Origin of the sequence: Comamonas piscis, from assembly GCF_014109725.1 — a bacterium.
Lineage (GTDB): Bacteria > Pseudomonadota > Gammaproteobacteria > Burkholderiales > Burkholderiaceae_C > Comamonas > Comamonas piscis.
The window spans coordinates 337,980-358,725 of the sequence record NZ_CP058554.1; the positions used below are offsets into that span (position 1 = coordinate 337,980).

Annotated in this window: 20 protein-coding genes; 10 read left to right on the forward strand and 10 right to left on the reverse strand. The window is 63.6% G+C overall.

Annotation, left to right across the window (positions count from 1 at the left end; genetic code table 11):
* The first annotated feature begins 6 nt into the window (after positions 1-6).
* The 3 genes from HS961_RS01620 to HS961_RS01630 all read left to right on the forward strand — a co-directional run bounded on the left by HS961_RS01620 (position 7) and on the right by HS961_RS01630 (position 2,927).
* On the forward strand, positions 7-1,143 hold the full coding sequence (locus tag HS961_RS01620; RefSeq protein ID WP_182326069.1) for an alpha-hydroxy acid oxidase: 1,137 nt from the start codon (positions 7-9) through the stop codon (positions 1,141-1,143).
* A 28-nt stretch (positions 1,144-1,171) separates the two neighbouring features.
* Complete coding sequence (locus HS961_RS01625; protein ID WP_182326070.1) at positions 1,172-1,996, forward strand: IclR family transcriptional regulator; 825 nt, start codon at positions 1,172-1,174, stop codon at positions 1,994-1,996.
* Between the two features lie 157 nt (positions 1,997-2,153).
* A complete protein-coding gene (locus HS961_RS01630) occupies positions 2,154-2,927 on the forward strand; it encodes a ferredoxin--NADP reductase (RefSeq protein ID WP_182326071.1) in 774 nt (257 codons plus the stop codon).
* 95 nt (positions 2,928-3,022) lie between these two features.
* On the opposite strand, the gene HS961_RS01635 is transcribed toward HS961_RS01630, so the two are convergent.
* A complete protein-coding gene (locus HS961_RS01635) occupies positions 3,023-3,550 on the reverse strand; it encodes a flavin reductase family protein (RefSeq protein ID WP_238347744.1) in 528 nt (175 codons plus the stop codon).
* Between the two features lie 155 nt (positions 3,551-3,705).
* Here HS961_RS01635 and HS961_RS01640 point away from each other — a divergent pair, with 155 nt between their 5' ends.
* Both HS961_RS01640 and HS961_RS01645 read left to right on the forward strand, forming a co-directional pair.
* Complete coding sequence (locus HS961_RS01640; protein WP_182326073.1) at positions 3,706-4,515, forward strand: alpha/beta fold hydrolase; 810 nt, start codon at positions 3,706-3,708, stop codon at positions 4,513-4,515.
* A 239-nt stretch (positions 4,516-4,754) separates the two neighbouring features.
* The gene (locus tag HS961_RS01645; RefSeq protein WP_182326074.1) at positions 4,755-5,855 is read left to right on the forward strand and encodes a branched-chain amino acid aminotransferase; all 1,101 of its coding nucleotides are present in this window, start codon (positions 4,755-4,757) and stop codon (positions 5,853-5,855) included.
* Between the two features lie 70 nt (positions 5,856-5,925).
* On the opposite strand, the gene HS961_RS01650 is transcribed toward HS961_RS01645, so the two are convergent.
* A complete protein-coding gene (locus tag HS961_RS01650) occupies positions 5,926-7,260 on the reverse strand; it encodes a D-amino acid dehydrogenase (protein WP_238347745.1) in 1,335 nt (444 codons plus the stop codon).
* An 88-nt stretch (positions 7,261-7,348) separates the two neighbouring features.
* Here HS961_RS01650 and HS961_RS01655 point away from each other — a divergent pair, with 88 nt between their 5' ends.
* Positions 7,349-8,293: a LysR family transcriptional regulator ArgP gene (locus HS961_RS01655; RefSeq protein WP_182326076.1), complete on the forward strand. Its 945-nt coding sequence runs from the start codon at positions 7,349-7,351 to the stop codon at positions 8,291-8,293.
* 191 nt (positions 8,294-8,484) lie between these two features.
* Here HS961_RS01655 and HS961_RS01660 read toward each other — a convergent pair whose 3' ends face one another.
* The 3 genes from HS961_RS01660 to HS961_RS01670 all read right to left on the reverse strand — a co-directional run bounded on the left by HS961_RS01660 (position 8,485) and on the right by HS961_RS01670 (position 11,012).
* Positions 8,485-8,907 (reverse strand): universal stress protein, encoded by a 423-nt coding sequence (locus tag HS961_RS01660; protein ID WP_182326077.1) that lies wholly within the window; start codon positions 8,905-8,907, stop codon positions 8,485-8,487.
* Positions 8,908-9,150: 243 nt separating this feature from the next.
* Positions 9,151-9,996, reverse strand: a complete 846-nt coding sequence (locus tag HS961_RS01665) for a metallophosphoesterase (protein ID WP_182326078.1) — start codon at positions 9,994-9,996, stop codon at positions 9,151-9,153.
* 38 nt (positions 9,997-10,034) lie between these two features.
* The gene (locus tag HS961_RS01670; RefSeq protein ID WP_182326079.1) at positions 10,035-11,012 is read right to left on the reverse strand and encodes a LysR family transcriptional regulator; all 978 of its coding nucleotides are present in this window, start codon (positions 11,010-11,012) and stop codon (positions 10,035-10,037) included.
* Between the two features lie 147 nt (positions 11,013-11,159).
* Here HS961_RS01670 and HS961_RS01675 point away from each other — a divergent pair, with 147 nt between their 5' ends.
* A complete protein-coding gene (locus tag HS961_RS01675) occupies positions 11,160-11,597 on the forward strand; it encodes a hypothetical protein (RefSeq protein ID WP_182326080.1) in 438 nt (145 codons plus the stop codon).
* Between the two features lie 392 nt (positions 11,598-11,989).
* Here HS961_RS01675 and HS961_RS01680 read toward each other — a convergent pair whose 3' ends face one another.
* The 3 genes from HS961_RS01680 to HS961_RS01690 form a co-directional block, all read right to left on the reverse strand.
* Positions 11,990-13,858, reverse strand: coding sequence for a phosphoenolpyruvate carboxykinase (GTP) (locus tag HS961_RS01680; RefSeq protein ID WP_182326081.1), 1,869 nt, complete (start codon positions 13,856-13,858; stop codon positions 11,990-11,992).
* Between the two features lie 392 nt (positions 13,859-14,250).
* Complete coding sequence (locus HS961_RS01685; protein ID WP_182326082.1) at positions 14,251-14,403, reverse strand: hypothetical protein; 153 nt, start codon at positions 14,401-14,403, stop codon at positions 14,251-14,253.
* Between the two features lie 117 nt (positions 14,404-14,520).
* Positions 14,521-15,132: a LysE family translocator gene (locus tag HS961_RS01690; protein WP_182326083.1), complete on the reverse strand. Its 612-nt coding sequence runs from the start codon at positions 15,130-15,132 to the stop codon at positions 14,521-14,523.
* Positions 15,133-15,241: 109 nt separating this feature from the next.
* Between HS961_RS01690 and HS961_RS01695 the strand changes: the two genes are divergently transcribed.
* Positions 15,242-16,750 carry a PLP-dependent aminotransferase family protein gene (locus tag HS961_RS01695; protein ID WP_182326084.1) on the forward strand — a complete coding sequence of 503 codons (1,509 nt, stop codon included), beginning with the start codon at positions 15,242-15,244 and terminating at the stop codon, positions 16,748-16,750.
* A gap of 22 nt (positions 16,751-16,772) precedes the next feature.
* On the opposite strand, the gene HS961_RS01700 is transcribed toward HS961_RS01695, so the two are convergent.
* Entirely contained in the window at positions 16,773-17,972 is a 1,200-nt protein-coding gene (locus HS961_RS01700) for a threonine ammonia-lyase (RefSeq protein WP_182326085.1), read from the reverse strand.
* 93 nt (positions 17,973-18,065) lie between these two features.
* A complete protein-coding gene (locus HS961_RS01705; protein ID WP_182326086.1) occupies positions 18,066-18,731 on the reverse strand; it encodes a TenA family protein in 666 nt (221 codons plus the stop codon).
* Between the two features lie 119 nt (positions 18,732-18,850).
* Here HS961_RS01705 and HS961_RS01710 point away from each other — a divergent pair, with 119 nt between their 5' ends.
* Both HS961_RS01710 and HS961_RS01715 read left to right on the forward strand, forming a co-directional pair.
* Entirely contained in the window at positions 18,851-19,216 is a 366-nt protein-coding gene (locus tag HS961_RS01710; RefSeq protein ID WP_182326087.1) for a RidA family protein, read from the forward strand.
* Positions 19,217-19,436: 220 nt separating this feature from the next.
* The gene (locus tag HS961_RS01715; protein ID WP_182326088.1) at positions 19,437-20,744 is read left to right on the forward strand and encodes a C4-dicarboxylate transporter DctA; all 1,308 of its coding nucleotides are present in this window, start codon (positions 19,437-19,439) and stop codon (positions 20,742-20,744) included.
* Positions 20,745-20,746: the final 2 nt, after the last annotated feature.

Below are 20,746 nucleotides of genomic sequence, written 5' to 3' on the forward strand. Positions count from 1 at the left end.
CCCGCCATGCTGCCCGCCATCAAAGACTACCGCGAGCTGGCCCGCCGGCGCCTGTCCCGCTTTGCTTTTGACTACCTCGAAGGCGGCGCGGAAGACGGCCGCAGCATGGCACGCAACCTCGCCTCCTGGGGCGATGTCACCTTCTTGCCGCGCACGATGGTCGATGTCAGCCAAGTGGATACCAGCATCACCCTGTTTGGCCGCCAACAGGCGATGCCGGCCTTTGTGGGGCCCACCGGCCTCAACGGCCTGTACTGGCCGCAGGCTGAGCAGGTGCTGGCCCGCGCGGCGCATGCGGCCGGCCTGCCGTTTGTCATGTCGACCGCCTCCACGTCGCTGCTGGAAGATGTGCGCGCCGCCAGCCCGGGCGATCTGTGGCTGCAGTTGTATGTGCAAAAGGACCGGCGCATTGCGCAGAGCATGATGGCCCGCGCGCAGGCGGCGGGCTTCAGCGCGCTGATGCTGACGGTGGACACCATGGTGCACGGCAAGCGCGACCACGATGTGCGCAACGGCTTTCGCATGCCCGTGCCCTGGACGCCCCGACTGCTGGCCGACCTGCTCAGCCACCCGCGCTGGTGCCTGCGCATGCTGCGCCAGGGCGGCTCGCCGCAGCTGGTCAACCTGGCGCGCAGCGCCGGGGTGGAGAGCAATATCCAAAAGCAGGCCGCCGCGATGAGCCGCGAGATGGACATGGGCCTGCGCTGGGAAGACCTGGCCTGGGTGCGCCGCCACTGGCAGGGGCCCGTCATCGTCAAAGGCGTGCTCAGTGCCCAGGATGCGCGGCTGGCGCTGCAGGCCGGTGCCGATGGCATTGTGGTCAGCAACCATGGCGGGCGCCAGCTGGAATGCGCACCCGCACCGATGGCGCAATTGCCGCAGATTGCCGACGCCGTTCATGGCAAGATGCATATCTTTGTCGATGGCGGGGTGCGCCGAGGCAGTGACATCGCCAAAGCCCGGGCACTGGGGGCCGATGCCGTCTTGCTGGGGCGTGCGCCGCTCTACGGACTGGCCGCAAGCGGGCCGCAGGGCGTGGCCGAGGTTCTGGAGATTCTGCGCACCGAGCTGGAAACCACCCTGAGATTGTTGGGCGCGCCGCAGGCCAGGGGCCTGGATGCGTCATTTATGCAAAAACACTAGACCGCTCCCGAGACAGCCGCTTTTTACGATGCCTAAAACCACCCACAGCATTGCCGAGCCCGTAGCAAGCGTTGAACCCTCGCCCCGTGAATCCTCGTTGTTTATGGGCTCTCTGGCCAAGGCCTTTCAGGTGCTGGAGGCTTTCCGCGACACCCACCGCGAGATGTCGCTGGCCGAGATCGCCCGCGCCGCCCAACTGGACCGCAGCGCCACCCAGCGCATCATCTTCACCCTGGAGAAGCTGCGCTACATCCGGCGCCTGCCCGATTCCAACCTCTACACACTGGCGCCCGAGGTGCTGCGCCTGTCGTACAACTACCTGCGCTCGCAGCGCATCGTCGAGCGCGCCTACCCCTACCTGATCGAGATGACCCACACCTTGGGCGAGACCTCGAACCTGCAGGAGATGGACGGCAACGAAGTGGTGTTTATCGCCAAGGTGCCAGGCCGCTACATCTACAACTCCGATTTCTCCGTGGGCTCGCGCCTGCCTGCGGCGTATACCGCCTCGGGCCGGGCGATGATGGCCAAGCTGCCGATGGACGAGCGCCTGCGCCTGATCGCCACCACGCCGCTGGTCAAGATCACCGCCCAAACCGTCACCGACCCGGAGCAGCTATTGCGCGGCATCGAGGCCGCCGAGCGCGATGGCTATGCCATCGTGCAGAACCAGACCGTCGTGGGCGATATATCCGTGGCGGCGGCCATTACCGGCCGGGGCGGCGTGCCCATTGGCGCCATCACCATCTCCGCCCCCTCCACCCGCTGGGGCACGGCCAAGGCCGAGGCCGAGTTGCTGCCCCATGTGCTGCTGGCCGCCACGTCGATCTCGAATATTCTGGATAACTTCTAGCCCGCTGGTCTTATTGCGTTAGGTCGAAAATAGGCGCTAGTTCACCGAAAAACCCCGCTCACAACGCGCCGATATGTCCATATGACGTTTAAGTTGTATGAATAGTGAACAATAGCGTTTATAGATATACACAAGACTAACTGAGTACTGCACTGCTATGAGCGCCTTTCTCGAAGAACGTGTCCTGTCTGTTCACCACTGGACCGATCGTTTGTTCTCTTTCACGACTACCCGTGACCCCGCGCTGCGCTTCTCCAGCGGCCACTTCACCATGATTGGCTTGAAGGTCGACGGCAAGAATTTGCTGCGCGCCTACTCCATCGCCAGCCCCAATTACGAGGAGCATCTGGAGTTCCTGTCGATCAAGGTCGATGACGGCCCGCTGACCAGCAAGCTCCAGCACATCCAGGTGGGTGACACCATCATCGTCGGTAAGAAGCCCACGGGCACCTTGCTGGTCGATTACCTGCTGCCAGGCAAGAACCTGTACCTGATCGGCACCGGCACGGGCCTGGCGCCCTGGCTGTCGGTGGCGCGCGACCCCGAGACCTATGACCACTTCGAGAAAGTCGTCGTGGTACACGGCGTGCGCCAGGTCGAAGAGCTGGCCTACCAGCATCTGCTGGAAGAAGAGCTGCCCAACCACGAGTTCCTCGGCGAAGTCGTCAAGGACAAGCTGGTGTACTACCCGACGGTGACGCGCGAGCCCTTCCGCAACCAGGGCCGTATCTCCAACCAGATCACCGCCGGCACCTTCCCGCAGAACATCGGTCTGCCCGAACTGAACCCCGACACCGACCGCGTCATGCTCTGCGGCAGCCCCGCGATGCTGGCCGAGCTGAAGGAACTGCTGGAAGCCAAGGGCTTCAAGGAAGGCAATACCTCGACGCCTGGCGACTTTGTGGTGGAACGCGCCTTCGTCGAGAAGTAAGCAGCGCCCCGCTCGCCCAGCAAAAAACGACCCTCGGGTCGTTTTTTTTATTGCCTGCAGCTGGATAAATCCCGGATTAGGAAAGCAGAGAAAGCTTAGATCAGCTGCTCGGTGTAGAAATTGCCACCGTGGTAGAGCAGGGGCGGCACGCCCGCCACATGCTGGCAATGCGCCACCTCGCCAACGAGGATCACATGGTCGCCGGCATCATGGTGCGGGCCATTGCGGCACTCAAAGCTGGCAATGGCGCCTGCGATCAGCGGCACGCCGGTCACGCCCATCTGAAACTCCACACCGGCCCAGCGGTCGATGCCCTTGCGGCTGAACTGCAGGGCCAGCTCCTTTTGGTGCGCGCCCATCACATTGACCGCATAGTGGCTCACAGTCTCGAACAACGGCATCGAGCTGGCGGATTTCATCAAGCTCCACAGCACCAGCGGCGGCGTGAGCGAGGCGGAATTGAAGGAGCTGATGGTCAAACCGATCTTGCTGCCATCGGGCGCCAGCGCCGTCACCACGGCCACCCCGGTGGCGAACTGGCCCAGCGCATTGCGAAACTCACGTTCGGAAAACGACGGAGAAGCGGGGGATTGCAGATGTTCAGGAGGCAAGGAGCGGTTCACGGGGCAGGCAGACGGCGGGGACAAGGGCCATGCCGTCAAAAGCATGGATAGCGACCATTATCGGCCAGCGGCCGAGGCCCCTGCGCCCGTAGGTGCTTGAAAACACGGCAGGCGGGCCGCATCTGCAAAGCAAATCCACGGCGAGAAGTACCCCTATGTCCCTGATTCCCAACTTTGCCATGCTCGGCAGCGGCCCCACCGTGCTGATGCTGCATGATGCCGATACCGACCACCTGGGCTTTGCGCCCCAGGTGGAGCTGCTCGCCAGCCAGGGTTACCGCGCGATTGCCTGGGACATGCCCGGCTACCACGCCAACCCGCCGCCCTATGGTGGCTATAGCTTGAAGGCGCTGGCTGCCACGGCAGATGGCCTGCTCGAAGCGATGAAGATTGGCCGCGCCCATGTGGTGGGTCATGGCCTGGGCGCGATGGTGGCCGCCGAGCTGGCACTGCGCCACCCCACCCGTGTGCGCAGCCTGACCCTGGTGGCAGGCGGCCCGGCGCTGGATGCGAACGCCCAGCAGCACTGGGTACACAGCCGCCAGCAGTTGCTGGCCCAGTGCCTGCAGCATGCCAGCACCGAGGCAGTGCAGATGCAGCGCTTTGCCGAGCTGCTGGTGCAGCTGCAGTCGGGCCAGCAGGCCTTGCCCGAAGGGCTGCAGCTGGCGCGCCATGCGATCACCCAGATCCAGCCGCTGGCCTTTGGCCGCATGCTGGAGATGCTGGCGGGCCCCAGCACCCTCGCCGAGCGGCTGCCCCATATCAGCCAGCGCTGCCTGCTGGTGAGCGGCGGCCAGGATGTCTGCATGCCGCCCCAGCACATGCAGGCGCTGGCCGACCAGTTGCCCGAGGCCCGGCACCACAGCCTGGACGGCATTGGCCATTGGCCGCAGCTGGAGAATCCGGATGCGTTTGAAGGCCTGTTGCTGGACTTTTTGGCCACCCAGAAGGCCACCGTTCACTAGGACAAACCCGTAAAGCGCGACGCGGCGGCACGGCCCCGCCTCTGCAGGTGGTTGACTCGCCAAGCTGGCAATGCAGGCGGCTTGGCGCCACGGGCGCAAAAAACTGGCATGCTATGGGGTTTGGCGTGCAGCCCGTCACTCTTCTGGAGCGCCTCCAGGCTGGCGGACGGCCACCATGACCGGCAGCGGCCCCCTCACCAGCCGCTGCTGTCCCTGTTGCCAACTGAAGGATCAGTCCCGTGTCCCCCTCTTCCCTGAGCTTTGCCCTCACCCCATCGAGCCAGCCACGCAGCGCCCAAGAGCGCGCCAAGATTCTCGACAACCCGGGTTTTGGTCTGCACTTTACCGACCACATGGTCTCGGTGCACTGGGACAAAGAAGGCGGTTGGCGCGATGCGGCCGTGACCCCTTACGGCCCGATTGCACTGGACCCGGCCGCTGCCGTGCTGCACTACGGCCAGGAAATCTTTGAAGGCATCAAGGCCTACCGCCATGCCGATGGTTCGGTCTGGACCTTCCGCCCCCAAGCCAATGCCGAGCGCCTGCAGCGCTCCGCCCGCCGCCTGGCGCTGCCTGAGCTGCCGGTGGACGTTTTTGTCGAGTCGCTCAAGCAGATCATTGCGGTGGACAAGGACTGGGTGCCCAGCGGCGAAGAAGCCAGCCTCTACCTGCGCCCCTTCATGATCGGTGACGAAGTCTTTCTGGGTGTGCGCAGCGCCCACAAGGCCACCTACTATGTGATCGCCTGCCCCGCAGGCCCTTACTTTGCCAAGGGCGTGGCACCGGTGGCGATCTGGCTATCGACCGACTTTGCCCGCGCTGCCAAGGGCGGCACGGGTGCCGCCAAGTGCGGCGGCAACTATGCCGCTTCGCTGCTGCCCCAGCAGCAAGCGCAAGACAACGGCTGCTCGCAGGTGCTCTTCCTCGATCCTGCCGAAGGCAAGTACCTCGAAGAGCTGGGCGGCATGAATGTGTTCCTGGTCTACGGCAAGCAAAACAAGCTGGTGACGCCCGAGCTGTCGGGCAGCATTCTGGAAGGGATCACCCGCGACTCCGTGCTGCAACTGGCACGCGACCGCGGCATGGTGGTTGAAGAGCGCAAGATTGCCGTCGACGAGTGGAAGCAAGGCGTGGCCTCGGGCGATATCACCGAAGTCTTTGCCTGCGGCACCGCTGCGGTCATCACCCCGATTGGCCAGCTCAAGGGCGAAGGCTTCTCAGTGGGCGACCTGTCGGCCCCGGCCGGCGACGTCACCATGGGCCTGCGCAAGGAGCTGACCGACATCCAGTACGGCCGCGCCCCTGACCGCCATGGCTGGCTGGTGCGTCTGGACGCGTAACTCGTCCTCAGTAAATGCCAAAAGGGCCGCACACTGTGCGGCCCTTTTTCATGGCGTTGTCCGTTGCCGTTCAGGCGGCGACGGTGGCCCGGCGCTTGGCTTCGCTTTCATAGCCGTAGAAGCCAAACTGCATCTCTGGCATGCGGCCGCTGACCAGTTCGGCCATGGCCTTGCCGCTGCCAGCGCCATGGGTCCAGCCGAGGGTGCCGTGGCCGGCGTTGATCCAGAGCTTGCCGATCTTGGTGCGACCGATGAACGGGATGTTGGTGGGGGTGGCAGGGCGCAGGCCGGTCCAGAACTGCGGGTTGCCGCCCTGCTCGGGCAAGCGCGTGTCGCAGACGCCGGGCATCAGCTCCTCCACGCGGCGCGCCAGCATATGGCAGCGGGCCTTGGCCAGTGGGCTGTCCAGCGAGCTGTCAAAACCGTTGAGCTCGATGGTGCCGGCGACGCGCAGCTCGTTGCCCAGGCGGCTCATCGCCAGCTTGTTGCCGTCGTCAATGCAGCTCACAAAAGGCGCGGCCTCGGGCTTCAAGATCGGCAAGGTGGCGCTGTAGCCCTTGCCGGGGTAGATGGCCACATTCAGGCCCACGGTGCGCAGCAGCGGCGCGGTATAGCTGCCGCAGGCAACGATGACGGCATCGCCCTGCAGGGTGCGCGGGCTGCTGTCTGCGCCCGCTGCAGTGGCCCGCACGGTGACGGAATCAATCGCGCCGCCCGCCACATTCAGCCGCTCGACACGGTGGTTGTAGAGAAACTGCACGCCGCCCTGGGCGCAGAGCTGGGCGAGCTTTTGCGTGAACACGCGGGCATCACCGCTCTCATCGCTCTCGGTAAAGGTGCCACCCTTGATGTGCGCGGCATAGGGCTTGAAGGCAGGCTCGATCTTCAAAAACTCTTCGGTGCTGACCAGGCGGCGGTTCACCCCGTACTGGCGCATCAGATCAACGGCCAGCTGCGCATCCTGCACCGCTTCGTCGCTGGTGAAGAAATGGGCAATACCGCGCTCGAGCCGGTTGTAGTCAATCCCCGTCTGGGCGACGACGGCCTTCAAGGCGTTGTGGCTGTAGGCACCCAGCGCGACGATCTGCTGCACATTGCGGGCAAAGGAACGGTCATTGCACTCGGCCAGAAACTGCGTGAGCCAGCGCCATTGCTGCGGGTCCACATGGGGGCGCAACAGCAGAGGAGCCTCTTTGTCGAACATCCACTTGAGCGCCTTCAGCGGGGCATGCTTGTTGGCCCAGGGCTCGCAGTAGCTCACCGAGATCTGCGCCGCATTGGCAAAGCTGGTTTCCAGCGCCGCGTCCGGTTGCCGGTCGACGACGGTGACGTCGTGGCCGAGTTGCAGCAGATGCCAGGCGGTGCTGGTGCCGATGATGCCGGCGCCGAGGATGATGACTTTCATGGCTATCAGTGTCTGGCATCTTGGCTGTAACATAAAGTGCAATTAAACTTCTTCAAGAATCATCAGTTCTGCTAATACTGGAGCCCCCATGAGCAACCTGGACCCGGTCGCGCTGGAATGCCTGGCCGCCGTGATTGAAGAAGGCGGTTTTGAGAAGGCCGCTGTGCGCCTGAACGTGACGCAATCGGCCGTGTCGCAGCGCTTGCGCGCGCTGGAGGCGCAGATTGGATCGGTGCTGGTGGTGCGCAGCCGCCCGCTGCGGCCCACGGCTGCGGGTCAGCTGCTGCTCAAGCACACCCAGCAGCTGCGCTTGCTGCGTACTGACCTGGAGCAAGAGCTGCACAGCCTGCTGCCTCACGCTGTGGGCCGCAGCGCGCATGACGAGGCCATCTCGATTGCCATCAATGCCGACAGCATTGCGACCTGGGCCATTGATGCGCTGCAAGACATCGCCCTGCAGCAGCTGCCGCTGGAGATCATCACCGACGACCAGGACCACACCTTGGAGCTGCTGCGCACCGGCGAGGTGCTGGGCTGCGTCACCACCATGCCGCAGGCGCTGCGCGGCTGCCGCGTGACGGCGCTGGGCGCCATGCACTACATCGCAGTGGCCGCCCCCAGCTTTGCCGAGCAGCATGTGCCCCAGGGGCTTAACCGCAGCAACTTCAAGCACCTGCCGTTTCTCAGCTACAACCGCAAGGACGACATGCAGCGCGTGTTTGTCGCCCGCGCGATGGGCCTCAAGACCGTCGGCCTGCACCAGCTCTATGTCCCCAACTCCGAGGCCCAGGTGCGCGCGGTGGCCGCGGGCTGGGGCGTGGGCGTGGTGCCCGAGCTGCTGGCCCGCCCCTACCTGGCCGATGGCCGCCTGGTGAATGTGGCCGAGGCCCAGGTACTGCGGGTGGACCTGTATTGGCACTGCTGGAACCTGCAATCTGCCTTGCTGAGCGCCCTGAGCGACGCGATGGTGCAAAGCGCCAAGGGCAGCCTGGGCCCCGCCACCGCAGCGGCGCGTGCCACGGTCAAAGCCTGAGCACCCGCTCCAAAAAAAACTGCCTGCACCCCAAGGGGTGCAAGCAGTTTCCGGATGTATCCCCTGTGTTCAATGCACCGGTGGTTCCATCCCTCCCTCATCAGTGAAATCCGTCAGCGTTGAAGTATCGTCCGCAACTGTGGCGATACGGTGAATAGCAAATGACAGATTAATTATCTGATTCAATCGATTTACCGAATCAGCAGTACCGGCAGCTTGCTTTCGGCCAGCACCTGGGTCGCCACCGAGCCCATCACCAGCTTGGCCAGCCCGCCATGGCCCCGGGTGCCCATGATCAGCAGGTCATAGCCGCCGCCATCGGCCGTCTCGGCGATGGTCTGGGAGATGGGGCCGACGGCGCTCTCGGCCACCGCCGTCACCTGGTGGGCTGCCAGAAACTCCTGCACCGGCAGCAGCACCTTTTGCGCCTCTTCCGAGTGGTAATCATCCACTAACGCCTTGCCCAAGGCCTTGGCGGCCCGGGGTGGCAGCAGCGGCTGCACCGTGAGCGCCGTGTAATGGTGGTTGGGCGTCAGCCACTCTGCGTGCGCTGCCAGGTAATCGAGAATCTTCTGGGTGTAGGGGCTGCCGTCAACGGCCAACAAAATACGCATGCCTGAACTCCTTGAACAAGGGGTGAGGGACCCCACACCGGTGACGCACACCAACGCGGGAGCTAACCTGGAACACCCCGCAGTCTGACGACGGCAAGGCGCTTCGCAGGCTTAAATCATGTGTATCAGCTTATAGATTCATCGTCAAACGCAGCTTGATATGCATCAGGCGCGACGATGAAATGAGCTCAAACCCTTAGATGCGGGGTTTATAGAGAAGCGCCGAGTGCTGCAGACCGCGTGCTATACCGCCACCACGCAATGGGGCTGGAAGCTCTCCTGCTCCCCCTTGCGGGCATAGCCCAGCGGGTTGGCTACCACCCGGCATTGCCAGGCGCGGCCATCGCTGTGCTGGCCTTTGGCCAGGTAATCGCTGGGCGCATGCAGATGGCCGTGGATCCAGAGGTCGGCATAGGGCAGCAGCTCGTCGAGCGCATTGCAGAAACCGGCGGTGCCCGGGGTCATGCCATAGCGCGGGTCGGCGCTGCGCAGGCTGGGGGCAAAGTGGGTGATGACGACAGTCTTGCCGTCAAAGGGCTCGGCGAGTGCGGCGCGCAGCCATTCCTGGCAGCGCAGCGCTTCGTCGCGCATCTCGGCGGCCAGAAACGGCTGGCCATTGCGCTCGGTCTGGGCCTTGGTGAGGTAGAAGTTGGCGGCCTTGAAGGCCTTCTCGCGCTGCTTCATCAAAGCGCCCAGCTCGGTCACGCCGTTGTGCAGCGCAATCGCGTCATAGTCGGACCAGAGCGTGGTGCCGATAAAGCGCACGCCGTCGCGCACCAGGGTTTCGCAGTCCAGCATGGTGATGCCCAGCTTCTCGCAGCTGGCCCGCAAACGCTGCCGCGCCACATCAAAATCCTGGTTGTCAAACTCATGGTTGCCGGGCACCAGGATCACCGGCTCCGGCCAGTGGCCGCCGGCCTGCTGCGGGCTGAACTGGCCCAGGCCAAAATCTGCGTCTGTCAGCATCGAGCCGCTTTGGTAAGAGCCGATGTCGCCGGCCAGCACCAGCAACTCGGCGCCGGGCGCGGGCTGGGCGCGGAAATGGGGATGGGTCTCCAGGTGCAGGTCGGACAGGATTTGCAGGCGCATCGCCTAGCCTACCATGGGGACTGCGGCTGGGCAGTGCTCTACATCGGCAATTCTTGGTCAGGAAAGGCCGCGCGGGCCGAGCGCTCCAGCGCATGCAGCATCCATTCGAGTGCCGAGGGTGGAATATGCCCGCTGCGGCTGCGCCAGAGCGCATCCACATGCACGGCCTCCACCCGCAGCGGCAGCGGCTGGAAGGCCAGCAGATCGGCAATGCCGGTAGCGGGCACAAAATGGCGTGGCAGCACGGTGATCAAATCGGTGCGCGCCACCACACGGGCAGCGGTGAAGTACTGGTTCACCGTCAGCACCACCCGGCGTTTGCGGCCGATGGATGCCAGCGCTTCATCCAGAAACCCAAAGGGCTGGCCGGAGAAGCTCACCAGCATATGGCGCGCATCGCAGTAGCGCTCCAAAGTCAGCAAGCCCTCACTCAATGGGTGATCCTTGCGCATCACGCAGATGTATTCGCCGTCATAGAGGCGGCGGCTTTCGAAATCCACCAGATCACCCGATTGGGCGCGCGCCGTCATCTCGGCCAGCACAAAGGGGAAATAGCCGACGGCCAGATCGGCGGTCTCGGCCTCCAGCTCTTCGCGCGGGTCTCGGGTAGTGAGTGGTTGCACATGCACGGAGACGCCAGGCGCCTCGGTTTCCAGAATGTGCATCAGGCTGGGCAGCAGGGTGGCGGCTGTGGCATCGGCCATGGCCACCACAAAGGCCTGGGTGGCATTTGCGGGATCAAAGCGCTCAGGGGCAAAGCTCGATTGCAGGCGTGCCAGCGATTCGCGCACCACCGGCCACAATGCATTCGCCAGCGGGGTGGGCTCCACGCCCTGGCCGCTGCGCACCAGCAGCTCGTCGTTCAAGGCCTCGCGCAGGCGCCGCATCGCATTGCTGACGGCCGGCTGGGTGATGGACAGCTTGTCAGCGGCCCGGGTCAGGCTGCGCTCATTCATCACCTCGTCGAATACTCGCAACAGGTTCAGATCCAGGTGCCGAAATTGATGGGGCAGCATTTTCAATCCTTTGCAGCGCTGAAAGCCCCGCAATACATCACTGGCATGAATGATACAGATTCAAAAGATAAATTTGAGAACGTCTAGGGTAAACCCTATACTTCGTTCATCGCTTCAAAGAAGCATTGAAAACCAAAGACATTCATCATGACCAACAGTTTTGTACACACCGACATGGCTACCGAGCACACGGGCGTTCTGCGTGTGGAACGCGCTGCTGAACATCTCAAATCCACCTTCGGCACGAAGGGCGTGGGCGCATCGCTGATGCTGGCCGCCCTGGTCTCCGCCGTTCTGGTGGTTGCTACCCGCCTGGTGGACTCCGTCGCTGGCGGTAGCCACTGGATCGCTGGCTGGGCCCTGCTGTGGGTTGTGGCCTTTGCCGCCATCGCCCTGCTCGCCGCCCCTGCCCGCAACCTGAGCAGCAGCCTGCGCGCCGCTCGCCGCAGCTGGGACGAAGGCCACCGCCGCGCCATGGAAGACGACAAGACCTGGCAAGTGGCCCTGCAAGACAGCCGCGTGATGGCTGATCTGAACCGCTCCATGAGCGACGCCGCTGTGTCGTTCTACCACAAGAACTACTGATCAACGCTGCGGTCCCCCAGGGGCTCCAAGCGTCGGCAGCCACGATCTGCCTTTTCAAAAGCCATGGCATGCCATGGCTTTTTTGTCGTTGGCGCCAGCATCTCACCATCCCCGTAGGCCAGGTTTGCGGCCTAGGGAATGCAGTGATCCGGGCTTTGCAGGTGGTCGGCAACGGGATGGCAAGCGCTTTCTAGCCCTTTACCGCGCTGGCTGTATGCAACAAACCACAGTGCCATCCATCAGCAGAAGTAGCAGACTTGCCAGCCATCTCCCCCAGAGGCCCAAAACAAAACCCCGTATGCGTTAAACATACGGGGTGTTGCGCTACGTAGCCTTAGCAGGCCGCTGGCAGCACGGTGCTACCAGGGCGCCAGCGATGCAAATCAGCCAGATCAGGCAGCAGCCAGGCGCTTTTCCAGATCGGCCTTGATGTCCAGCAACGCCTGGGGCAGGCCCTGGGCGAGGTGGTCAAAATGCGCTTGGTGCGATGCCAGCTCTTCGGTCCACACGGTAGTGTCGATATTGGTGACGGTCTTGAACTGCTCGGCATTGAAGTCGAGGCCGGTCCAGTTGATCTCGGCGTACTGCGGTGCCACGCCAAAGGCGGTCTGCGTGCCCTGCACCTGGCCTTCGAGGCGGTCCAGCATCCACTTGAGCACGCGCATGTTCTCACCGTAGCCAGGCCAGACGAACTTGCCAGCGGCATCCTTGCGGAACCAGTTGGTGGTGTAGATCTTGGGCAGTTGCGCGCCAGCGGCTTCGAGCTTGTCGCCCAGGTTCAGCCAGTGGGCAAAGTAGTCGCTCATGTTGTAGCCCATGAAAGGCAGCATCGCGAACGGATCACGGCGCACCACGCCTTGCGCGCCAAAGGCGGCAGCGGTGGTTTCGGAGCCCATGGTCGCGGCCATGTAGACGCCTTCCTTCCAGTTGCGCGCTTCGGTCACCAGCGGCACGGTGGTCGAGCGGCGGCCACCAAAGATGAAGGCATCGATCTTCACGCCCTTGGGGTCGTCCCAGGCTTCGTCCAGCGCCGGGTTATTGGTGGCAGCCACGGTGAAGCGGGCATTGGGGTGGGCAGCCTTGGCGCCGGTTTCCTTGGCGATCTGGGGCGTCCAGTCCTTGCCTTGCCAGTCGATCAGGTGATCGGGCAGCTGGCCGCTGTCCTTTTCCATGCCTTCCCACCACACATCGCCGTCGTCGGTCAGTGCGACGTTGGTGAAGATCACGCCCTGGTCCAGGCTGGCCATGCAGTTGGGGTTGGTGTGGTAGTTGGTGCCCGGGGCCACGCCAAAGTAGCCGGCCTCGGGGTTGATGGCGCGCAAGGAGCCATCGGCTTGGGGCTTGATCCAGGCGATGTCGTCGCCGATGGTGGTGACTTTCCAGCCTTCAAAGCCGGTAGGCGGCACCAGCATCGAGAAATTGGTCTTGCCGCAGGCGCTGGGGAAAGCGGCTGCCACATGGTATTTTTTGCCCTGGGGGTTTTGCACGCCCAAAATCAGCATGTGCTCGGCCAACCAGCCCTGGTCGCGGCCCATGGTCGATGCGATACGCAGCGCAAAGCACTTCTTGCCCAGCAGCGCATTGCCGCCGTAGCCCGAACCGTAGGACCAGATTTCGCGCGTTTCTGGGTAGTGAACGATGTACTTGGTCTTGTTGCAAGGCCAGCTGGTGGTGTCCTTTTCGCCCGCTTGCAGGGGCGCGCCGATGGTGTGCACGCAGGGCACAAAGGCACCTTCGCTGCCGATCACGTCGTACACGGCACGGCCCATGCGGGTCATGATCTTCATGTTGACGGCCACATAAGCGCTGTCGGACAGCTCGATGCCCACGTGGGCAATCGGCGAGCCCAGCGGGCCCATCGAGAACGGCACCACATACATGGTGCGGCCCTTCATACAACCGTCAAACAGCGGCTGTAGAGTCGAGCGCATCTCGGCAGGTTCCATCCAGTTGTTGGTGGGGCCGGCGTCCTCTTTCTTGGCCGAGCAGATGTAGGTGCGGTCTTCGACACGGGCCACGTCCGAGGGATCGGACCAGGCCAGAAAGCTGCCGGGGCGCTTGGCCGGGTTGAGCTTTTTGAAGGTGCCGGCATCGACCAGTTGCTGGCAGAGGCGGTCGTATTCTTCCTGGCTGCCGTCACACCAGTAGACGGAATCGGGCTTGCACAGTGCGGCCATATCGGCCACCCAGGCGATGAGCTTGGGGTTCTTGACGTAGTCGGGTGCCTGAATGGCGACGCCGGCTTGGATGTTTGCGTTCATCGGAAGCTTTCAAAGTTGTAAACGGTTCATCAAAAACCGCTGCGACCTGCTCCTTGGCCAAACCGCAACCCATTTTTGAAAAGCCGTCTTCACTGCGTGGGACAAGGCGCCTTGCTGGTGCGCAAAATTGCCTACGCTGGACCGGCGATTTTATCAGTCGGACCCCAAAACGGTGATTTTCACTGGCCATATCTATGCATTTGATGCATGGAAATATGCATATCAGTATTGATACCGGTTTCTTCCGCAGCCATGCTGTCGCGCAGGCGGCCGCTGGCGTCTGGCCGATATGGCGCCAGCGCTGCGCCCGCGCTTGCCTGTCCGGCGCAGGCAACAAAAAACCCACCAGCGGTGGGTTCAGTGAAGGGGTTGCGCGCAGAGTGCGCCGGCGCTCAGGCCATGTTGACCGCAATAAAGGCCAGCAGGAACATCATCAGCGCGCCCACCACCGGCAACACCACGGGCATCAACGGAACGATGGCTTCAACCGCATCCATCGGTGGATGTTCGGTGTCGGCATCAGTGTGGGGCTGCGGGCTGGACATGGGCTCTCCAATGCAAAGGCGGGACCAAAAAAGGCTGAGGACCATTGTAGCCAGCGGGCCCCCGCCTGCGTGCTGGGCAAAAACCCTGAGCCTGCGCCATGGAGCCCTTGTCAGGAATCAAGCTTCCAGCACCGGATACAGCGACAGCACCAGCAGCGCTGCCATGCACCAGTTGAAGCGCTGCAGCGCCTGGGGCGTGCGCAGCGCCCGGCCCACTGCGCTGCCAAACAAGGTCCAGACACTGACGCTGGGGTAGTTCACGAGGCCCAGCACCAGCGCGGCGAGCAGCAGGTTGGCGGCATAGCCATCGCGCGGGGTATAGGTGGCCACAATGCCGATGGCCATGATCCAGGCCTTGGGGTTGACCCACTGGAACGCAGCGGCCTGCCAAAAGCCAAAGGGCTGCGCACCCGCCTGACCAGCACCCGCCTGGCCCGAGCGGGCGATCTTCCAGGCCAGCCACAGCAGGTAGGCCGCACCCAGGTACTTGAGCCAGGTGTAGAGGCGCGGCTCGCGCTCAAAGGCCACCCCTAACCCCAGGCCGACCAGCAGCAGCATCGCTACCACCCCCAGGCTGATACCCAGCATATGCGGCACTGTGCGGCGGTAGCCAAAGCTGGCGCCCGATGCCGTCAGCATCACATTGTTGGGGCCTGGCGTGACCGAACTGACAAAGGCAAACAAGGCCAGGGGCAACACAAAGGCGAAGGTTTCGGGCAGAACGGACATGGCAACTTGCGAAAAAAGGAGAAAAGAAAAGCTGTTGCCATGCTAACGCTGCGATGCAGTACAGTACCGGTACACTTTACCTAGCCACTTCAAGAATTGGCCTGCTCTTATGACCCAGCCACTTTCGCCAACCGCCAATAACGCCGCCTTGACCCCTGACGCGCCCCCGTCGGCGGCGGCCGCCTGGGGATGGCAGCCAGTACGCACCGGCAGCGCATCGCTGGTCGAGCAACTGGTGGCCCATTTCAGTGACCGCATCCGCAACCACGGGCTGCGCGCGGGCATGCGCCTGCCATCGGTGCGGGCGCTGGCCGAGCAGGCAGGGGTGAGCCGTGACACCGTTGTGCAGGCCTATGACCGGCTGGCCGCGCAAGGCCTGGTGCAATCACGCCGAGGCGCAGGGTTTTTTGTTTGTGCCCAGCGCGTGCTGGCCGAGGCGGCCGCCACGCCAGCGGCCAGCCTGGCCCAGGGCGCCGCATTCGATACCTCGTACCTGCTGCGCGGCATCTTCCGCGAGGATGCCGATGGCTCTGGCCATACCGGCAGTGCCGGCTGCCTGCCCGCCAGCTGGATGGACGAGGGCCTTATCAGCGGGGCATTGCGTGCCATCTTGAAGCAGGGCCTGCGGGCAGAGCGCAGCCTGCTGGGCTATGGCCTGCCTCAGGGCCTGGCGCCGTTGCGCCGCCAGATCGCATCGACCCTGCAAGCGCAGGAAGTGCCGGCCCACCCCGAAACCCAGCTGATGACGGTAAGCGGCGTCACCCACGGGCTGGACCTGATCGTGCGCTGCTTTCTGCAGCCAGGCGATACCGTGCTGGTCGAGGACCCGGGCTGGTTCCTGATCTTTGGCCGCCTCAACACCATGGGGGTCAATGTGGTGGGGGTGCCGCGCCTGCCTGGCGGCCCCGATGTGCAGGCGCTGCAGGCACTGGCCGCGCAGCACCAGCCCAAGCTCTTCATCCTGAACACGGCGGTTCACAACCCTACCGGGCTGAGCCTGTCGGCCGGTGTGGCCCATGAGGTGCTGCGCATTGCCGAGCAGCATGATTTTTTGCTAGTCGAGGACGACACCTATTCCGAGTACCTGGGCAATATGCCCTTGCGCCTGGCGGCGATGGACCGGCTGCAGCGCGTGCTGCTGGTGGGGGGTTATTCCAAAACGCTGTCAGGTGGCTTGCGCGTGGGCTATGTGGCGGCGCGGCCCGAGTTCATCCACCTGCTGACCGATCTGAAGCTGCTCGGCGGCCTGACCTCCGCCCTGCCCAGCGAGCAGATCGTGCACCGCATCCTGGCCGATGGAAGCTACCGCAAGCATGTTGACCGGCTGCGCGAGCGGGTCGACAAGGCGCGCCACCGCTGCCTGCGCCAACTCGAAACGCTGGGCTGCCATGCCGTGCATGAGCCCGTTGCTGGCACCTTCGCCTGGGTGGACTGCGGCATGGATTCGGAACTGCTGGCGCGCCAGGCTTCCGAACATGGCCTGCTGCTGGCGCCCGGCGTGCTGTTTTCGCCGCGCCAGGCGCCGTCCAGCCTGCTGCGCATCTCTGTCGCAATGGCCGAGCAACCGGCCGCCTGGAAGACGCTTGCCTGGCTGCTGGAACGCCACCGGGGCGCATGAAGAGGCTGCGTCTGCTCAGCGATCAGGCCAGATCGACCTGCATGCCAACGGCGCGCAGCTTGTCCACCACCTCGTCAATATGCGCCTTGCTGCGGGTCTGCAGCACGATGTCGATCTCGGTGTTTTGCGCGGCCAGCTTGGTGAAGGCGCGCTGGTGGTGTACCTCTTCGATATTGGCGCCTGCCTCGGCCACGATGGCGGTGATGCGCGCGAGCATGCCGGGGACATCGCGCGAACTGATGCGCAGCCGCGCCAGCCGGCCCGAGCGCACCATGCCGCGCTGGATGATGGAAGCCAGCAGCAAAGGATCGATATTGCCGCCCGACAGCACCAGGCCGACCTTCTGGCCGGCAAAGCGCTCGGGGTAGCGCAACAAGGCCGCCAGGCCCACTGAGCCCGCGCCCTCAACCAACGTCTTTTCAATCTCCAGCAGCATCAGCACCGCCTGCTCGATATCGCTCTCTTCGACCAGCACCAGGTCATCAACGGTACGGGCCACGATCTCGCGGGTGATCATGCCGGCGGTCGCCACGGCGATGCCTTCGGCCATCGTCGATACGCCGACGGGCAGATCCTGGTGCCGCACTGCATTGAGCATGCTGGGGAAGCGCGAGGTCTGCACGCCCACCACCTGGATGCCGGGCTTGACCGCCTTGGCGGCGGTGGCCATGCCGGCAATCAGCCCACCGCCGCCGACGGCGATCAGCAAGGTGTCCAGGTCGGGCTGGTCTTCCAGCATCTCCAGCGCCAGGGTGCCCTGGCCGGCGGCGATATCGGCATCGTCAAAGGGGTGGACAAACACCAGCTTCTGGTCCTCGGCCATCGCATAGGCGTGGATGCGCGCTTCTTCCAGGGTATCGCCATGCAGCACCACTTCGGCACCAAAGCTGCGCGTGCGCTCGACCTTGACGCCCGGCGTGAAGCGCGGCATCACGATCACCGCCCGCACCCCCAGCTGCTGCGCATGGTAGGCCACGCCCTGGGCGTGGTTGCCAGCGCTCATCGCAATCACGCCCCGTGCGCGCTGCTCGTCGCTTAGCTGCATCAGCTTGTTGCAGGCACCGCGCTCCTTGAAGGCCGCCGTGAACTGCAGGTTCTCGAACTTGAGGTAGACCTTGGCGCCTACGATCTGGGACAGGGTGTGGGAGTACAGGCAGGGCGTGCGCTCGACCTTGCCGTGGATGCGCTGGGCGGCGTCGCGGATGTCTTGGATGCTGAGCATGGGGTGACTCGCTGAAGGGGTGGTGGGCCGCCCGGCTAGGGGCTGGCTGTGGTGATGGACTTTGTCTGGTGGTGTCGATGGCTAGCGCTGCAATCAGTCGGCGCTGGGCGGCTGGTAGACATGGTCAAAAAACGCCTGCTCCAGCGCGACAGCGCGGCTGAAATAATCGGCCGCCTCGGCCCGTGCATCGGGGTCGATGCTCTCGCCCATGCGGTCCAGCTCGGGGCGCAACCAGCCGACAAAATCACGGAAAAAGTCGTTGGCATGCAGACTGATCCATTCGGCATGCTCAAAGCGCGGTGGCAGGCTCTGGCCGGGCTGGTCAAAGCCATCCAGGTACAGGCCTTCGGCCACGCAGAGCACAGCCAGGCAGTTGGCGTATTTCTGGCTGCGCGCGGCCTGGCCCATCAGCGCCTGGAACTGCACCGTGGGCAGGTTGAGCGGCGGTGTCTCGCGCTCTTGTTGGGACACCGCCAGCGTGTCAAAGCTGCGCTGAAAATAGGTGTTCTCGTCGCTGGTGATCATCGCCGCAAACTGCGCCAGCCGCACCCGGGGCGCAAAGCCGTCGGCGCTGGCAATGGCCGCACCCAGCAGCGCCACAAACTGGTTGATGAACTGGTAGTCCTGCACCAGGTAGCGGCGCAGCACCGCGTCATCCAGGCTACCGGCCCGCATCTCGTCAATAAAGCGGTGGTGGATGCAGGCATCCCAAACGGGCTGGTTCAGCGCTTGGAGCGCATCGGAAAAACGGTCAGTCATGGTGGCGGCAGAGGCTGCAACGGCGAAGAGGGCCATTGTGCCGCAACAGCCTTGTGCCTGCGCAGCGGGCTTGTGATGCGCTATGATTTTTGCGTATCCTCAGCTACTGAAAGACCTGCATGACCTCCGCCATCGATCGCCGCCATGTCGGCGCCCGCCTGTCCGAAACCGCTATCTACAACGGCACCGTGTACCTGGCTGGACAAATCCCCGAGAACAACCCCGGTGCCGATATCGTCACCCAGACGCAGGAAGTGCTGGGCCATATCGACCGCCTGCTGGGCGAGGCCGGATCGAGCAAGGCCAGCATTCTGCAGTGCCAGATCTACCTGACCGACATCAGCGAAATCGGCCAGATGAACAGCGTCTGGGACGCTTGGGTCGCCCCCGGCCACACGCCACCCCGCGCCACGGTGCAATCTACGCTGGGCAACCCCGACTACAAGATCGAAGTGGTGGTGGTCGCCGCCGTCGAAAAAGCCTGATCGCCGCGCGCGGGCCCTGACCAGGGCCGCGCTGCACGCAGCATTCCTTGCATACAAAGCCTGTCTTGCACCTTGCATGGCAGGCTTTTTGCTTATGTCTCCCCGTCGCACAAGTCGGTGAACGCTCACGGGTAATCCCTGTTCACGGATGGCTAGGTGCTTGGGTACATTTTGCATACAAGAAATTTATAACTTGTATACAAACTCAAAAGGAATGCGTATGCGTCGTTTTGTCAGATCGCTGTTCGGGCAGGTGGTGGTAGCTCTTGTCATTGGTGTCCTCATTGGGCTGCTGGCGCCGGAATGGGCCGTCAAGCTCAAGCCCTTGGGGGATGCTTTTATCAAGCTCATCAAGATGATCATCCCGGTGCTGGTGTTCTGCGTGGTGGTGCATGGCATTGCCGGCGCGGGGGACCTCAAGCGCGTGGGCCGGGTCGGCGTCAAGGCGCTGATCTACTTTGAGGTGCTCACCACCATTGCACTGGTTTTGGGCCTGGTGCTGGCTTTTGTGTTCCAACCTGGTGCAGGCATGAACGTGGACCCGGGCAAGCTAGATGCCTCGGCCCTGAGCGCTTACGCCAGCAATGCCGACAAGCTGACCAGCGGCGGCACGGTCGACTTCCTGATGAAGCTGATCCCCACTACCGTGGTGCAGGCCTTTGCCACTGGTGATGTGCTGCAGGTACTGCTGTTTGCCGTGCTGTTTGGCTGCGGGCTGACCATGCTGGGCGAGCGCGGCGCGCCAGTCAGCCTGTTGATCGACACCATGTCGCATGTGCTGTTCAAGGTGATGGGCATCATCATCAAGCTGGCGCCACTGGGCGTGTTGGGCGCGATTGCCTTTACCGTTGGCCAGTACGGCGTGGGCTCGCTCAAGCAGCTGGGCATGCTGGTGCTGCTGTTCTATGTGGCCGTCGCCTTCTTTGTGTTTGTGGTGCTGGGCTTTGCCATGCGCGTCTCGGGCTTCAGCCTCATCAAGCTGCTGCGCTACCTGCGTGAAGAGCTGATGGTCGTGTTCGCCACCACCTCGTCGGACAGCGTGCTGCCCCAGATCATGGCCAAGCTGCGCCACCTGGGCATCCGCGACTCCACCGTCGGCCTGGTGATCCCCACCGGCTACTCCTTCAACCTGGATGCATTTTCGATCTACATCACCTTGGCGGCGGTCTTCATTGCGCAGGCCACCAACACGCCGATCTCGATGACCGATCTGCTGACCATTCTTGCGATTGCACTGGTCACCTCCAAGGGCGCGCATGGTGTGCCGGGCTCGGCGATCGTGGTGCTGGCTGCTACCTTGCATGCCATCCCGGCAATACCGGCGATTGGCCTGGTGCTGGTGCTGTCGGTGGACTGGTTCATGGGCATTGCCCGCGCGCTGGGCAACCTGATCGGCAACTGCGTGGCGACCGTGGCGATTGCGTCCTGGGAAGGCGATATCGACCGTGAGCGGGCGCATAAGGTGCTCAATGGCGAGAAGCTGCCGCAAGACACGGCACAATCGGAGCTGTCCACACCCCACTCCTGAGC

Coding starts and splice junctions, on each gene's coding strand:
- HS961_RS01620 (WP_182326069.1), top strand. CDS start 7: ATGCTGCCCGCCATCAAAGACTACCGCGAGCTGGCCCGCCGGCGCCTG.
- HS961_RS01625 (WP_182326070.1), top strand. CDS start 1,172: ATGCCTAAAACCACCCACAGCATTGCCGAGCCCGTAGCAAGCGTTGAA.
- HS961_RS01630 (WP_182326071.1), top strand. CDS start 2,154: ATGAGCGCCTTTCTCGAAGAACGTGTCCTGTCTGTTCACCACTGGACC.
- HS961_RS01640 (WP_182326073.1), top strand. CDS start 3,706: ATGTCCCTGATTCCCAACTTTGCCATGCTCGGCAGCGGCCCCACCGTG.
- HS961_RS01650 (WP_238347745.1), bottom strand. CDS start 7,260: ATGAAAGTCATCATCCTCGGCGCCGGCATCATCGGCACCAGCACCGCC.
- HS961_RS01655 (WP_182326076.1), top strand. CDS start 7,349: ATGAGCAACCTGGACCCGGTCGCGCTGGAATGCCTGGCCGCCGTGATT.
- HS961_RS01660 (WP_182326077.1), bottom strand. CDS start 8,907: ATGCGTATTTTGTTGGCCGTTGACGGCAGCCCCTACACCCAGAAGATT.
- HS961_RS01665 (WP_182326078.1), bottom strand. CDS start 9,996: ATGCGCCTGCAAATCCTGTCCGACCTGCACCTGGAGACCCATCCCCAT.
- HS961_RS01670 (WP_182326079.1), bottom strand. CDS start 11,012: ATGCTGCCCCATCAATTTCGGCACCTGGATCTGAACCTGTTGCGAGTA.
- HS961_RS01675 (WP_182326080.1), top strand. CDS start 11,160: ATGACCAACAGTTTTGTACACACCGACATGGCTACCGAGCACACGGGC.
- HS961_RS01680 (WP_182326081.1), bottom strand. CDS start 13,858: ATGAACGCAAACATCCAAGCCGGCGTCGCCATTCAGGCACCCGACTAC.
- HS961_RS01685 (WP_182326082.1), bottom strand. CDS start 14,403: ATGTCCAGCCCGCAGCCCCACACTGATGCCGACACCGAACATCCACCG.
- HS961_RS01690 (WP_182326083.1), bottom strand. CDS start 15,132: ATGTCCGTTCTGCCCGAAACCTTCGCCTTTGTGTTGCCCCTGGCCTTG.
- HS961_RS01695 (WP_182326084.1), top strand. CDS start 15,242: ATGACCCAGCCACTTTCGCCAACCGCCAATAACGCCGCCTTGACCCCT.
- HS961_RS01700 (WP_182326085.1), bottom strand. CDS start 17,972: ATGCTCAGCATCCAAGACATCCGCGACGCCGCCCAGCGCATCCACGGC.
- HS961_RS01705 (WP_182326086.1), bottom strand. CDS start 18,731: ATGACTGACCGTTTTTCCGATGCGCTCCAAGCGCTGAACCAGCCCGTT.
- HS961_RS01710 (WP_182326087.1), top strand. CDS start 18,851: ATGACCTCCGCCATCGATCGCCGCCATGTCGGCGCCCGCCTGTCCGAA.
- HS961_RS01715 (WP_182326088.1), top strand. CDS start 19,437: ATGCGTCGTTTTGTCAGATCGCTGTTCGGGCAGGTGGTGGTAGCTCTT.